This is a genomic window from Streptomyces sp. NPDC005496 (genome assembly GCF_042872045.1).
Taxonomy (GTDB): domain Bacteria; phylum Actinomycetota; class Actinomycetes; order Streptomycetales; family Streptomycetaceae; genus Streptomyces.
The window spans coordinates 166,280-180,688 of the sequence record NZ_JBIAJQ010000005.1 but is presented as its reverse complement, the minus strand read 5'-3'; the positions used below and the strand labels follow the sequence as shown (position 1 = coordinate 180,688).

Below are 14,409 nucleotides of genomic sequence, written 5' to 3'. Positions count from 1 at the left end.
GGGCGCGAGCTCGTGGACGAGGGCGAACTCGGCGACGTGCACCGCTCGGAGTCCCGCGTCGGCGCGGGAAGGGCCTCCGCCCGCCACAGGGCTCGGTCCTGCGAGGCCAGCCTGCCCCACGCGGGTAGGGCCCTGGACCGACCGGCATTCGGGCTGGGGCCGCGGCACCACCCCTCCCTCCCCACCTCCGGTCAGGACCCCGTCCGGTCCCCGGGGCGGCGGCCCAGGAGTTCCGCCAGCCCGCGCCGGGTCGCCGCCAGCACCACCCGGTCCTCGGGGCGCAGCACATAGGTGGACGGCAGGTCCCAGACCAGCCCCGAGGAGCGCTCCCCGCCGGAGGAGGTGCCGGGTGCCGCCGCCAGGTCGGCGTGGCGCCCGCCCGGCGCCGCCGTGTCCAGCGCGAGGACCCGCCAGGCGCCCGCCCGGAACGCCTCGCCGACGGTCCGCCCGGCGAGCTGCGGATGCCCGCCCACGCTCAGGGCGGCGAACAGCAGCACCCGCCGCTCGACGGGGATCGCCCCGAGGATCTGCCGCCCCATCATGGCCCCGGCGAACGCGGGCGCCGCGAGATGGGAGACGCTGCGGCTGCGGGTGAGCGCCTGGGGGTGCGCGGCACGCAGGGTGCGGTACACGGCGGTCGCGAAGTCGTCGTCGTACAGCCGCAGCACGACGCGCAGGTCGGGGCGGAGTGAGCGGGCGTACAGGGCCGCTTCGAGGTTCGTCGTGTCGGCGCTGCTCAACGCGAGCAGCGCGTGCGCCCGATGGATCTTGGCGGCCTCCAGGACACCCTCCTGGGTGACGTCACCGAGCACCACCGGCACCCGTAGCCGCCGCGCGGTCGCGAGCCCGCGCGCCTCCGGGTCGGACTCGACGCACACCACGGGGATGTGCAGCTCCCGCAGCCGGGTCAGCACGCGGGTGCCGATCTTGCCGAGCCCGAGCAGCACCACGTGCCCGGACAGTCCCCGCGGGGGCCGGCGCACGGCGGACGCGCTGCGGAAGGTGCCGAGCGCCTCCAGGACCGCGGCGAGCAGCACCGGCAGGAGCAGCAGGCCGACGAGCCCGGACAGCAGCTGGAGCAACTGGCGGCCGAGGTTCTCCCCGAGCGCGGGGTCGTTGATCGCGAAGAGGTCGAGCAGGGTCAGGTAGGTGGCGTGCAGCGGCTCCTCGCCGGTGACGGCCATCGACGCCACCGCCAGTGCGACCACGCAGGCGACCAGGCCCACGAAGGACCAGCGCAGCCGGCGCGAGAGCAGCGAGGCGAACGGTACGACGCTGCGGCCGCCGGACAGCGGGGGACCGGAGTACGACACCGTCTCCAGCACGACGGTCCCGCGCCCGGTGGCCGCGTTCACCGCCTCCTGGTCGGGCAGCAGCCGGGGGCCCTGGTCACCGCTGCTCTCGGAACCGTCGGCGCCGGCCGGGTCGTGGGCGGTGGCGGACAGCAGCGCCAGCGTGCACAGGCCCGGATCGGCGACCTGGCCCGGCGCCGGTGGCTGGCGCTCGACGGCGCGCAGCAGCAGCCCGTCCGTCTGGACGACCTTGCTGGTGCCGGCCACGGCCGTCGCGGCGAGGGCGGGGGCGGCCGTGTCGGCGTCGGACAGGACGGTGGTGGAGGCGTCGAAGCCGTCGAACCCCTCGGGGCTGCCCTCGACACCGGCCGCGGCGAGGGCCGACGCCTGGTCGAGGAGCGCCTCGATGTGCTGACCCAGGCGCCGGTTGTAGAGGCGCAGGACCAGCCGCAGGCGCGGGTTGAGCCGGCGGGCGGTGAGCGCGGCCCGGATGTTCGTCTCGTCGTCGTCGTACACCAGCGCCAGCGCGGCGGCCCGCTCCACACCCGCCTCGGCGAGCACGGCCTCGGTGGCCTCGGCGGCCTCCAACACCCGCTCACCGCCCACGCGTTCGGCGCCACGCACCGCTCCGGCATCGCGATGGCCACCCGTACGGGCCGCGCCGCCGTCCCGGTTCGCGGGCGTACGCGCCGACCCGGCACCGGCGTTCCGGTTCGGTGGCGTACGTCCCGTCCCGCCGCCGGGGTCGCGGTTGGCGGCCGTACGGCCGTTGCCCGCGTCGCCGTTGCCCGCCGCGCGTGTGACGACGGCGGAGACCCGGTCGAACAGGGCGGTGGCCCGGGTCCGGCCCACGACCGGAGGCTGCCCGCGATGGGCGGCGGGCGGCACGACGAGGGTCACCTGCTCGCCGTAGACACCGCGCAGTTCGGCGGCCAGCCGGTGCGCGAGACCGTCGTCGCCGCACACCACCATGGGCGCGGCGGCTTCGGGCGACTCGCTCTGACTCGGAAGGCTCCCCACGGAGGAGAAGACTGCCGCACCGGCACCACCGGTTCCACACCGCCCGCCCGTCGCCGGGCCCAAATACCGCTGAACAGCCGGGAGTCAGCGGCGGGCGCGAGTCCGGGCACGCTTGCGGGTCTCACCGGGCGGGCTGACGAACTGCAGCTCCAGCGCGACCGGCGGGACGGCGATGCCGGGGCCGCCGGCGGTCGCCCAGTCGATCAGCTCCTCGGTGCAGTCGTCGCCCATCGCGAAGCCGACCCAGGTGGCACGGCCGCCCCGCCGGCGGCCGGCGGTGGAGGGCTGTACGACGACGACGTTGGCCTGGTCGCAGGGCCCGAGACAGTCCGTCGTCCGCACGGCGAACCCTCCGCCCGACGCCTCGGCACCGGCGCGCAGCCGCTCCAGCTGCCATTCGTGGTCGATGCCGGGGTACTTGCGCGGGTCGCCGCAGCAGCACCCGCGGCAGACGACCAGGGTGCAGGGCCGAGCCCCGGCGGCCCCGACGAGCACCGAACCGGCCCTGCGACGCGGGACGTTGACTGCCACGGTGAAAGACCCTTCGCGAAAAAACGTGAACGGCGCCCGAACCCGGACGACCGCATCGGTCGTATTGCCGACGGAGACGAACAGGCCCACCGACCACAAGGCCCGCGAACCCCAGTACGGACGCCACGACCGCCACCGTACGAGACCACAAGCCCAACGGGCCAACGGGCCCGCCCCCACCGTGGCAGAGTGGCGCGAGCCATGGGGCGGACGGGTACGGGGGTGGCGGGCATGCCTGAACTGGGCAAGGGCGCGAACACGGCGGTGGGCTCGGGGACCATCACGGTCGCACTGGACGCGGTGGGGGACCAGGTCGACCTCAGCGCACTGCTGGTCGGTGGTGACGGCAAGGTCAGGTCGGACGACGACATGGTCTTCTACAACCAGCCCGCCGCCGAGGACGGGGCCGTACGCCATATGGCAGCCGACGCGAGAGACCCTGAGCGCATCGAACTGGACCCGGCGGTGCTGCCCGCCGACGTGGACCGGGTGGTGCTGGTCGCCAGCTGCGATCCCGACGACGTGACCCGCACCTTCCGCGAGGTGAAGGAGGTGACGGTACGGGCGACGCAGGAAGGCACCGAGCCGGTCGTCTTCCGCCCGCCGGCTCTCACGGACGGCGAACGCGCGGTGCTGCTCATGGAGTTGTACCGCCGCGGTCCCGGCTGGAAGCTACGTGCGATCGGCCAGGGGTACGCGAATGGACTGGCGGGCCTCGCCACCGACTTCGGCGTCCGGGTGGAAGAACCCGAGGCCCCGGACGACGAGGCACCGGACGGCGAGGTATCGAGCACCGACGGACCGGACACCGAACGGGCGACGGGCGAGCCGCCAACGGGCCCCGCGACCACCGTGCGGCCCGGCGCCATGCCCACCGCTACGCGCGCGAACCTGGTGAAGCCGCCCCTCGGCGCCATCAGCCTCGACAAGGGCGGCCGGGCCGCGATCGGACTGGACAAGCAGGACCGCGAACTGGTCGTCACCGCGACGCTGGAATGGGACGGCGGCAGCGAGCAGCGCCGGAAGAGGGGCGCGGACCTCGACCTGTACGCCCTGTTCGTGCCGTCCGCGCAGGCACTTCGGGGCGACCGGACGCCCGGCACGCTGGTCAAGGCGGGGCATGTCGCACAGGGCGAACCGCTGCGACCGGGCGCGCACCCAGGGACGTCCGCGGCGACTGCGGGTACGGCGAAGAAGGGCAAGGACGCCGACGTCGTCTACTACAAGCGGCTCGGATCCCTGAAGAAGAGTCCCTTCATCCGGCTGGACGGCGACTCGCGCGTCCCCGGCCGCGAGACCCTGCGCATCGTCCGCCCCGACGAGCACGGTTACGTCCTCCTGTGCGCGTACTCCGCGCTCAGCAACGGGTTCGGCTCCTTCCGCAGCTTCGGAGCGAAGGTCGTCGTCACGGACGGCCGGGGTTCCACCGTCACCGTGCCCCTCTTCGAGAACACCAGGACCCGTTACTGGGTCGCCCTCGCGCTGGTCGACTTCACGGCGGACGAGGGGGCGGCCATCCACCACGTCGAGGCGTACAGCGCCCGCATGACCGAGCGCCGCCCGGTCCTCCACCCGGACGGCACCATCGAGATGAACGGCGGCCCGGTGGAGTTCAAACGGCGCTGACGACTGGCTCGTCGGCCGCCGGACGGACTTCAGGACCGGGCGCCGAGGTGTGACGCCCGGCCCCGGCAACTCCACTCGCCGGCGCACCCGTTGATGCCCTGGTTGGCTGAACCGGCGGCTGCCGTGGCCTGATCCCGTGCGGCAACGGCAGCAACCCTCTGCGGCCTTGATCGGGCGTCTACGCTGCGAGCGGGGCCCGCAACCGCACCCGCATCCACACCCGTACCGGGTGAGCACGCATGGCGTCGACGCGCACCAGGAGTCTGACCCGGGTCGAGGCCGAGCGGCGGGGTGCGCTGCTGGCGGTCGAGCGGTACGACGTGGAGGTGGACCTCACCGGGCTGGCCGAGGGCCCGGAGGTGCGGTGCGTGTCCACCGTGACGTTCACATGCCGCGAACCCGGAGCGCGGACGTTCGTGGACTGCGCCGCGCAGGTGCTCGGCGCCACCCTGAACGGCGCCCCGCTCACCCCCTCGGAGGACGGCCGGATCCCCCTGCCCGGCCTAGCGGAGCGCAACGTGCTCCGGGTCGAGAGCGTCCAGTCGGACACCGCCACGGGGGAGGGCGTGCACCGCGCGGTCGACCCCGCGGACGGCGAGGTCTACGTCTGGACGAGCTTCGAACCGGACGAGGCCCGCTTCGTCTGGGCGTGCTTCGACCAGCCCGACCTGAAGGCCCCGCACGCGTTCACGGTGACCGCGCCGTCGGCGTGGACGGTCACCAGCAACTCCGGGGACCCCCGCGTCGAGGAACTCGGCCCCACCCGCCGCTGGCACTTCCCGGACACCCCGCCACTGTCGCCGTACAACACGGTCGTCGACGCGGGCCCCTTCCACGAGATCCGCCGCGAGGCCGGCGGCCACGATCTGGGTCTGTTCGCCCGCCGTTCGCTCGCCGCGGTCCTCGACCGGGACGCCGACGACATCTTCACCCTCACCGCGCAGGGCCTCGGCTTCTACGCCGAGGCGTTCGGGATGCCGTTCCCGCAGCGGAAGTACGACCAGGTCTTCGTGCCGGAGTTCGGCGGGGCGATGGAGAACTACGGCTGCGTCACCTGGTCGGACGACTTCCTGCGCCGTGCCGCGCCCACCCCGGCGGAACGCGAACTGCTCGCGAAGGTCCTGCTCCACGAACTGGCGCACATGTGGTTCGGCAACATCGTCACGATGCGCTGGTGGGACGACCTGTGGCTGAACGAGGCGTTCGCCGAGTTCGCCTGCAACTGGGCCGCCGAGCGCGCGACTTCGCACACCGACGCCTGGGCGGGACACCTCGCGGTCGGCAAGCTCAGGGCGTACCTCGCCGACCAGGGACCGACCTCGCACCCGATCCGCCAGCCCATCCACGACGTCGCCCAGGCCGCCTCCATCTTCGACGCCATCACCTACCCCAAGGGCGCCTCCGTGCTGCGGCAGCTCATGGCGTACGTGGGCGAGGCGGCCTTCGTCACCGGCATGACCGCCTACTTCGCCCGGCACGCCTGGGGCACGACCACGCTCCAGGACCTGATCGCCGCGCTGTCCGAGGCGAGCGGCCGCGACCTGGACACCTGGCGGACGGGCTGGCTGGAGACGGCCGGCACCGACCGGCTGTCGCTGGAGCGGGACGGCGACGCGTTCGTGCTCGTGGCGGACGGACCGGCCGGCCGTCCCCGCCCGCACGTCCTGAACGTGGGCGTCTACGCCCGCCACGACGGCGCACTGGAACGCCGGGCGCTGATCGAGGTGGAGGTCGCGGACACGCGTACGCCGCTCGACCTGCCGCCGGGCTCGGACCCGGACCTCGTCCTCCTCAACGACGATGACCTCACCTTCGCCACGACGAGGCCCGACCCCGCCACGCGCGCCGCCCTGCTGTCGTCCGCCGCCGAGCTGCCGACCGCCGTCTCGCGCGGCGTCGCGACGGCCACGGTGTGGGACATGCTGGTGACCGGCGAGATCACCGCCGTCGAGGCGGGCCGCTGCGTCACGGCGGTCCTGGGCGCCGAGACCTCCGACGCGGTCATCGAGCCCTACCTCGCCCTCGCCGCCGACATCGCGGACCTGTGGGCCCCGGAACACCGGCGCCCCGAACTCACCGCGCTGGTGGCCGCGGCCTGCCGGCGCCTCGCCGGGCACCCCGGCCGCCGCCAGGTCGCACTGCGCGGACTGGCCCGCACCGCGACGACGCCCGACGACCTGTCCTGGCTGCGGGCGCAGGCCGGGGACGACGTGGACCTGCGGTGGCGCCTGCTGACCCGAAGGGCCGAACTCGCCGCCCCGGACGAGGACTTCGACGACGCCTGGGCCGCCGAGATCTCGGGACTCCTGGACCGGGACCCCGACCCCGACGCCTGGATCCGCGCCCTGACGGTACGGGCGGCCCGCCCCGACGCGGCCGCCAAGGCGGAGGTCTGGCAACGGCTGGTCGAGGACCGCACGGTCCCCTTCGCCGCCGTGGGCCCGGTGGCGACGGCCTTCTGGCGCCCAGGCCAGGACGCCCTCCTCGCCCCCTACGCCCGCCGCTACCTGGACCTGGTGCCCGGCTTCGCGCGCGGCGGCATGATCCCGGCGATGGTGTTCACGAACCGCCTGTTCCCGCTGTACGCCGTCGACGAGCCCTTCCTCAAGGCGGCCCGCACGGCGGCCGAGGACGCACCCCCGGTGGTCCGCACGACGCTCCTGGACCGAGCGGACACTCTGACCCGCATGCTCAACTCCCGCACCACGGACGGGCCCCGCCCGACTGACAGCCGCCGGACGTGAACTCGAGCGCCCTGGAAGGAAGTTGAACCGAGCCGGAGGAGCATCCCAACGGCTCGGTTTCAGCGGAGAGAGAGGGCGTGATGCGACGAGGTACTCGGTAGCGACTGAGTACGCGCGCTCTGGGCGGCGGGACCGGGAGTCGCGAGGCTGGGACTCATGGAGCAACGCATACCGAACCTCGCCCGCCGCCTGGGCCCGGGCCTCTGCCTCGCCGTGCTGAGCGCGGCACTCTGGGCGGCCTGGCTGGGCTGGGACCAGCACCGCGACGTCCACCCCGACGGCTCGACGACCGGCCCGTACGAGGCATGGCAGGTGATCGGCCTGGTCCTGACCCTGCTGGCGCCGGTCTGCTGGGCGGCCTCCCGGCGCCACGCCACGGAGGCGGTGGTGGGCACCACGGTGGGACTGACCGCGGCGGCCTACTACGACTGGTCCGACGACGCCAGCGGCCTCTTCGTCATCGGCGTGGCCCTGGTCATGCTCGGCACCCTGGGCGCGACGGCGGCGGTCTCGGCGGTGACATCGGCCCTGACCCGGAGAGGCGGCCCGGCGACGGCGAGGTAGGCGGACCCGCGGACCACTGCCGGCGGCTTGGCCCAGGTGGAGGCCGTTCTCAAGGCCAACCGGGGACCGCCGTGACCGCTGTGACCGCTGTGACCGAGGAGCTCTACCGGAAGCAGATCCGGCCCGTGATCCAGACCGATGCTGTGGTCATGGACGGCAGCTTCAAGCGGGATCCAGAGGGGTAATCACGCAGAAACACAAGAAGACCACCTAGGAACGTTCCTAGGTGGTCCACCTGCTGTTTCGGCTGTCGGGGTGGCGGGATTTGAACCCACGACCTCTTCGTCCCGAACGAAGCGCGCTGCCAAGCTGCGCTACACCCCGATCGTCGCCGTTTGTCGCGGCGACGTCGTTTACTTTAGCCCACCGGTGGCTAGAGACGAAATCCGGTTTTCGCGCGGCGGCGGACCGGGTCCGGGCGGAGGTGGTCCAGGGCGACGAGGAGGAGGGCGAGGGCGTAGAAGGCCAGGCCGAGGAGCAGGGCGTTGCTGAGAACGCCCAGGTGGCCGTGGCGGTCCACGTCCAGGAACGGGTACAGGTACCGGCCCGAGGACGTCGAGGGGATCATCGCGCTGCGGGCGACGGAGAAGAGCAGGTAGGCCACGGGATACAGCAGCCACGCGGCCGCCTGGCTCACCCGCACCGGCGCCGGGCTGGTCAGCAGCAGCCAGTCGATCACCGCGGCGATCGGCGTCACCGTGTGTAGTAGATGGTTCGCGACCGCGTGCCAGCCGGTGGGCGGGCCGCCCGTCATCGAGAACGGGCTGGAGGCGTTGGCCAGGATCACGTGGTACACGAGCCCGGTGATCACGATGTAGAGCAGGACGCCACCCGTCAGCATCGGATGCAGGGGGCGCCGAGCCGACCACGCGCGCCGAGCCGAGACGAGGAGCACGACGGCCAGCAGCACGTTGCTCTGGATCGTGAAGTAGCTGAGGACGCGGACGGGGCTGCTGCCCAGTCTCAGCTCCAGGGCCACGCCCGCCGACGCCGCCAGCACCACCAGGAGGCGGAAGACGGCTGTCGCGCGGCGGCGTACGGGCGCCACCACCGCGGTCGCGGGGACGATGAAGGGGGCCGGCGCAGGGATACCGGGAATCGCGGGGAGGTCCGGTATGTCCTTGGGTATCGGGGCGGTCATGGCCTCACGCTAAGCGCGAGTGACGAAACGGGCGACACGGGACAAGCTGAGCGGGTTACGCCGCCCGGGGGAGCGTGAACCACTCAGGTCGATCCCGACCCCCTGCCGACTCCGTACCAGCTCTTTCCCGGCTCCGTCCAGGTCCCGGAGGCGGGTCCGGGGGCGCGCTCGGAGGCGGGTTCGTTGAGCCTCCGGGACCTGCCTCTTGAGCCTCTGGGACCCGCCTCCTGAGCCTCCGGGACCCGCGCCCTGAGCCTCCGGGACTTACCCCCCCTCGGACCCTCCGGGCCGGCACCCCAAGCCCTCGTCCGCCCCCGACCCGGGCGGCGCCGCCCCAAGCGGCGCCCCATCCACCTACGCCCGCGGCACCAGCGTCAGCAGTGAGGCCTCCGGGGGGCACGCGAAGCGGACCGGCGTGTAGCGGCTCGCTCCGCAGCCGGCCGAGACGTGCAGGTATGACGTCTGGCCCTCCGCGTGGTGCCGCGACAGGCCCTTGACCCGGTCCGTGTCCAGGTCGCAGTTGGTGACGAAGGCGCCGTAGAAGGGGAGGCAGATCTGGCCGCCGTGGGTGTGGCCCGCCAGGATGAGGGGATAGCCGTCCGACGTGAAGGCGTCGAGGCTGCGCAGGTACGGCGCGTGCACCACGCCCATCGAGAAGTCGGCCGACTCCGAGGGGCCACCCGCCACCCGCGCGTAGCGGTCCCGCTTGATGTGGGGGTCGTCGAGGCCGGTCAGCTCGACCGAGGCACCCTCGATCTTCAGCGTCCCGCGGGTGTTCGTCAGGTTCAGCCAGCCCGCCGAGTCGAAGCCGTCCCGCAGGTCCTCCCAGGGGAGGTGGATCGCGTCGACCACCGGCGCGTTGCCGTTCAGTCCGTGGCGTCCCTGGGCCTTCTCGAACAAGTACTTGGCGGGGTTGCGGAGTCGGGGGCCGTAGTAGTCGTTCGACCCGAAGACGTACGCCCCGGGGAACTCCATGAGGGGGCCCAGCGCGTCCAGCACCTCCGGGATGCCCTCCGGATCGGAGAGGTTGTCCCCGGTGTTGATGACGAAATCGGGCCGCAGCCCCGCGAGCGAGCGAAGCCAGCGCTGCTTCTTGCGCTGCCCGCTCACCATGTGGATGTCGGAGACCTGGAGCACACGCAGGGGGCGCATACCCGGTGGCAGGACCGGGACCGTCACTCGTCGGAGACGGAAGGAGCGGGCCTCGAAGCCCGCCGCGTACAAGAGACCGGCGGCGCCCACCGCCGTGATTCCCAGGGGTACTCCATATCGCGCGCGCATAAGTCCATCGTGTCAGACCTCCGGAGGACCGACGCACGCCTGTGGACGACCGCCGCGACCCTCGCCCCCCGACCGTCGGCACCCTCAGTCCCGTACCGCCGCGGCCCCCGCGCCCGCACCGCCGGCACCCCCGCATCCGTGCCCGCCGCGGCCCCCGCACCGCCCACCCCCGCACCGCCCACCACCAACTCCCCGCACCGCCAACCGCGCCGCGACCGGACGGGTCCCGTGAAATCAACGGGCGTTCGAGTCGGCACACCTGCGACAATCGACGACATGACCACGCTCAAGTCGAAGCTGCAGGAAGACCTCAACACCGCCATCAAGGAGCGCGACGAGCTCCGCTCCTCGACGCTCCGGCTGACCCTCGCCGCGATCACCAAGGAGGAGGTCGCGGGCAAGACGAAGCGCGAGCTCTCCGACGACGAGGTGCAGAAGGTGATCACCCGCGAGGCGAAGAAGCGCCGTGAGGCGGCGGACGCCTTCGCTCAGGGCGGGCGTCCCGAGTCGGCCGAGCGGGAGAAGGCGGAGGGCGAGGTCCTCGCCGCGTACCTGCCCAAGCAGCTGTCGGACGAGGAGCTCCAGCAGATCGTCGCCCAGGCGGTCGAGGAGGCCAAGGCGGCCGGTGCCGAGGGCCCGCGTGCCATGGGCCAGGTCATGAAGATCGTGAACCCGAAGGTGGCCGGTCAGGCCGAGGGCGGTCGCGTCGCCGCCGTCGTCAAGCAGCTCCTCGCCGGCTGAACCCCGGCGCCTCGGCTCCCGGACCAGCAGAGGCCCAGTACGCGCGGCCCGGCCACGGACGGAGTCCAGTACCCGAGCCTCGGCCACCGACGGAGTCCAGCCCACGAGCCCCGACTACCGACGGAGTCCGGTACACGAGCCCCGGCTTCAACGGAGCCCAGTACACGAAAAGGTGGGGGCGCCCCCGATCACCAGGGGCGCCCCCACCGCCGTACTCAAGGGGCGCACGACCCCCGACCGCTCGTTCAGCCGCCGAAGCCGAAGCCGAAGCCCAAGTCCGACCCCGGGCCCGCGCCCGAGCGCCCTCAGCTAACCCTTCCGGCCCCCAGGCCCGTTCCCGCCGTTGCCCTGGCCCTGGATGAAGCCCTCGGGGATCGAGAAGGACGGGGTCGGGAAGGTGCCGCCGTCGGTGCCGCCGTCCGTCGTCACGCCGCCGTCGGTGGTCATCCCGCCGTCACCGCCGCCCCCGTTGCCATGCCCGTTGCCGTGGCCCTTTCCGTCGTCGCCGTTTCCGCCGTCGTCGTTGCCCCGGTCGGGCTCGGGGTCCGGGATGTCGATGAGGTTGAAGTTCGGCGCGGGCTTGCCCTGGAGGGCGCCCGTCATCATGTCCCGCCAGATGGGGCCGGGGACCTCACCGCCGTAGACCTTGTCGCGGTAGACGCCGCCGATGGTGATGTTGGTCATCCGGCGCTTGTGGGCCGGGTCGCCGACCCAGACCGCGCCGGCCATGTTCGGCGTGTAGCCGACGAACCAGGCGGCGTAGCGGAAGTCCGTCGTACCGGTCTTGCCCGCGCTGGCGCGCCCGGAGAGCCCGGCCTCGGTACCCGTACCGTCCTCGACCACGCCCTTCAGCAGCGTGCTGATGGTGTCTGCGGTGGTCTCCGACATGGCCCGGGAGCAGGACGACTTGGGCACCCGAAGGGACTTCTTCTCGTCGCCGACGGTCTGGCTGATCGACTCGATCGCGATCGGCGTGCAGTACGTGCCGCGCGAGGCGAAGGTCGCGTACGCGTTCGCCATCGTCAGCGGGGACATCTCCTGCGTGCCGAGCGCGATGGACGGCGCCTGGGCGATCTTGCCGCCGTCGGCGCGGTTCACGCCCATCTTCTTCGCCATGTCGGTCACCGGGCAGATGCCGATGTCGCTGATCAGCTGCACGTAGTAGGTGTTGACCGACTTCGCGGTCGCTTCCTTCATGCCGTACGGGCCGCGCTCCGACTCGTTCTCGTTCGTGAGCTTCTCGTTCTGGAGGTTGGTCCAGTTCTTGCCGCCGCAGACGGAGACCGGGCTCGGGTACTCCATCTCGTACGGCGACGAGTACTGCTGCGTCGCCGACTTGCCGCCCTCGACCGCGGCCGCCGCCACGATCGGCTTGAACGTCGAACCGGGCTGGTAGCCGGCGCCGCCGCCCATCTCCTTGTCCACGGAGAGGTTTATCTGCGTCTCGTGCTTGCCGAAGCCGTACGGACGCGACTGGCCCATCGCGAGGATCTTGCCGGTGCCGGGCTCGACGATGGTGGCGGCGGTGGCCACGTCGTCGCTCTTGTTGACGTGCTCCTTGATCGACGCCTGGGCCGACTGCTGGGCCTGCGGGTCGAGCGTCGTGCGGATCGCCAGGCCGCCCTGGTTCCAGACCTTGGCGCGGGCCTCCTTGGTCTTCCCGAAGACCGGGTCGTTCAGGAAGACCTCGCGCACGTAGTCACAGAAGAAGCCGGCGCCCTTGACCGCGGTGATGCAGCCGTTCTTCGGCTTGCTGACGTGCAGTCCGAGCGGCTTCTTCTTGGCCTTCTCGGCCTCCTGCCGGGTGATGTCGTGCACCTCGGCCATGCGTGTGAGCACGGTGTTGCGCCGCTTGGTGGCCTCCGCCTCGTCGTTGACCGGGTCGTACCGGCTCGGCGACTGGACGATGCCCGCGAGCAGCGCGGACTCCTGGAGGTTCAGCTTCTTGGCGGACTTGGAGAAGTAGCGCTGGGCCGCGGCCTCGACGCCGTAGGCCTGCTCACCGAAGAAGGTGATGTTCAGGTAGTTCTCGAGGATGCGCTTCTTGCCGAGCTTCTCCTCGATCTGGATCGCGTACTTCAGCTCGCGGATCTTGCGGCCGAGCGTCTGCTGCGTGGCCTCGGCGACCTTGGTCGGGTCGTCGCCCGCCTCCTCGACGAAGACGTTCTTCACGTACTGCTGCGTCAGCGTGGAGGCGCCCTGGGCGACCCCGCCGCTCTGCGCGTTCTGGTTCACGGCGCGCAGGATGCCCTTGAGGTCCACGGCGCCGTGCTCGTAGAAGCGCGAGTCCTCGATGGCGACGATCGCCTTCTGCATGTACGGCGAGATGTCCTTGAGGTCGACCACCGTGCGGTCGCGCGAGTAGACCGAGGCGATCTGGCCGCCCTGGTTGTCCAGGATGGTCGTGCGCTGGCTCAGCGGGGGGCGCTTGAGATTGGCCGGGATCTCGTCGAAGCCTTCGACGGAACCCTTGGCCGCGAGACCGAGCGCGCCGGCCGCGGGCAGCGCGATTCCGGCCAGCACGGCTCCCGCGAGCACACTGACACCGAGGAACTTGGCGGCCTGCTGCGATGGGGACAGACCACCGCCCGAGCGCTTCTTTGGCATGAGGGCAGCCTACGTTCTCATTCGCCGGACACGCGTATATGCCTTGGCCTAAGCTGCTCTCAACTGTCACAGCAGCAGGGCCACGTATCAAGTACGTCCGGCGACCCCGAATCGTTCCGGAGGTCTCCCGATTATTTGTGGGGGGCGTGTCCGAATCCGCCTTGTGTGTCATCAGGCGTCCGTTGTGACTCAACTGAACTGTCCCGGTTGGCCGGGAAGCTCACGTATGTCCTCCGCTCACTCCCCCGGGTGATCTGCCGCTTACGCATAGTCCGTTCGGACCATTCAAGATTGGGCCCGAAGGGGGTGTTGCGCTGTGCCCACCTTCCGTAACGTCCTCAACTGGCGGCGGTGAATATGCCGCTGCCGCCGTGGGGGAGCCTCGATTCGGGAGAGGACGGCGCCGGTATGGGCTGGGTAACCGACTGGAGTGCGCAGGCGGCCTGCCGCACTACCGATCCGGATGAACTGTTCGTTCAAGGAGCAGCGCAGAACCGGGCGAAGGCGGTGTGCACCGGATGTCCGGTGCGCACGGAGTGCCTCGCCGACGCGCTGGACAACCGCGTCGAGTTCGGCGTGTGGGGTGGCATGACGGAGCGGGAGCGCCGCGCACTGTTGCGCAGGCGGCCGACCGTGACGTCCTGGCGCCGGCTGCTGGAGACCGCGCGTACGGAGTACGAGCGCGGGGCCGGACTGCTGCCCCTCGACGAGGAAGAGGTGTACGAGAACTACGCGGCGGTGGGCTGAGGGGACCGTCCCTCGGACCCGGACGCCGCCCCCTCGGGGCAGCGGCGGCGGGTCTGTCGAGTCCGTTCCCACCACCCCGCGGCACGAAGGGCGCGTCGCCCGTCGTGCACGCCAG

10 protein-coding genes and 1 tRNA gene are annotated in these 14,409 nt (G+C 71.9%); 5 read left to right on the top strand and 6 right to left on the bottom strand.

What is annotated here, in order from left to right:
- Nucleotides 1-191 precede the first annotated feature (191 nt).
- Both ACFYQQ_RS16840 and ACFYQQ_RS16835 read right to left on the bottom strand, forming a co-directional pair.
- The gene (locus ACFYQQ_RS16840; RefSeq protein WP_355781805.1) at nt 192-2,264 is read right to left on the bottom strand and encodes an NAD-binding protein; all 2,073 of its coding nucleotides are present in this window, start codon (nt 2,262-2,264) and stop codon (nt 192-194) included.
- 132 nt (nt 2,265-2,396) lie between these two features.
- Nucleotides 2,397-2,843, bottom strand: coding sequence for a (2Fe-2S) ferredoxin domain-containing protein (locus ACFYQQ_RS16835; protein WP_355781799.1), 447 nt, complete (start codon nt 2,841-2,843; stop codon nt 2,397-2,399).
- A 231-nt stretch (nt 2,844-3,074) separates the two neighbouring features.
- Between ACFYQQ_RS16835 and ACFYQQ_RS16830 the strand changes: the two genes are divergently transcribed.
- The 3 genes from ACFYQQ_RS16830 to ACFYQQ_RS16820 all read left to right on the top strand — a co-directional run bounded on the left by ACFYQQ_RS16830 (nt 3,075) and on the right by ACFYQQ_RS16820 (nt 7,777).
- The gene (locus ACFYQQ_RS16830; protein ID WP_355781797.1) at nt 3,075-4,469 is read left to right on the top strand and encodes a TerD family protein; all 1,395 of its coding nucleotides are present in this window, start codon (nt 3,075-3,077) and stop codon (nt 4,467-4,469) included.
- 239 nt (nt 4,470-4,708) lie between these two features.
- Nucleotides 4,709-7,213 carry an aminopeptidase N gene (gene pepN / locus ACFYQQ_RS16825; protein WP_355781795.1) on the top strand — a complete coding sequence of 835 codons (2,505 nt, stop codon included), beginning with the start codon at nt 4,709-4,711 and terminating at the stop codon, nt 7,211-7,213.
- Nucleotides 7,214-7,369: 156 nt separating this feature from the next.
- Nucleotides 7,370-7,777 (top strand): hypothetical protein, encoded by a 408-nt coding sequence (locus ACFYQQ_RS16820; RefSeq protein ID WP_355781792.1) that lies wholly within the window; start codon nt 7,370-7,372, stop codon nt 7,775-7,777.
- Nucleotides 7,778-8,027: 250 nt separating this feature from the next.
- Here ACFYQQ_RS16820 and ACFYQQ_RS16815 read toward each other — a convergent pair.
- The 3 genes from ACFYQQ_RS16815 to ACFYQQ_RS16805 form a co-directional block, all read right to left on the bottom strand.
- Nucleotides 8,028-8,101, bottom strand: a tRNA-Pro gene (locus ACFYQQ_RS16815).
- Between the two features lie 49 nt (nt 8,102-8,150).
- Nucleotides 8,151-8,918: a Pr6Pr family membrane protein gene (locus ACFYQQ_RS16810; protein WP_355781789.1), complete on the bottom strand. Its 768-nt coding sequence runs from the start codon at nt 8,916-8,918 to the stop codon at nt 8,151-8,153.
- Nucleotides 8,919-9,272: 354 nt separating this feature from the next.
- The gene (locus ACFYQQ_RS16805; protein WP_355794703.1) at nt 9,273-10,199 is read right to left on the bottom strand and encodes a metallophosphoesterase; all 927 of its coding nucleotides are present in this window, start codon (nt 10,197-10,199) and stop codon (nt 9,273-9,275) included.
- Nucleotides 10,200-10,475: 276 nt separating this feature from the next.
- Here ACFYQQ_RS16805 and ACFYQQ_RS16800 point away from each other — a divergent pair, with 276 nt between their 5' ends.
- Entirely contained in the window at nt 10,476-10,940 is a 465-nt protein-coding gene (locus ACFYQQ_RS16800) for a GatB/YqeY domain-containing protein (protein ID WP_355794705.1), read from the top strand.
- Between the two features lie 309 nt (nt 10,941-11,249).
- Here the strand turns inward: ACFYQQ_RS16800 and ACFYQQ_RS16795 are convergent, their stop codons facing one another.
- Entirely contained in the window at nt 11,250-13,547 is a 2,298-nt protein-coding gene (locus ACFYQQ_RS16795) for a transglycosylase domain-containing protein (protein ID WP_356163798.1), read from the bottom strand.
- A 408-nt stretch (nt 13,548-13,955) separates the two neighbouring features.
- Here ACFYQQ_RS16795 and wblA point away from each other — a divergent pair, with 408 nt between their 5' ends.
- Entirely contained in the window at nt 13,956-14,294 is a 339-nt protein-coding gene (wblA, locus tag ACFYQQ_RS16790; RefSeq protein WP_059133594.1) for a transcriptional regulator WblA, read from the top strand.
- Nucleotides 14,295-14,409 lie beyond the last annotated feature (115 nt).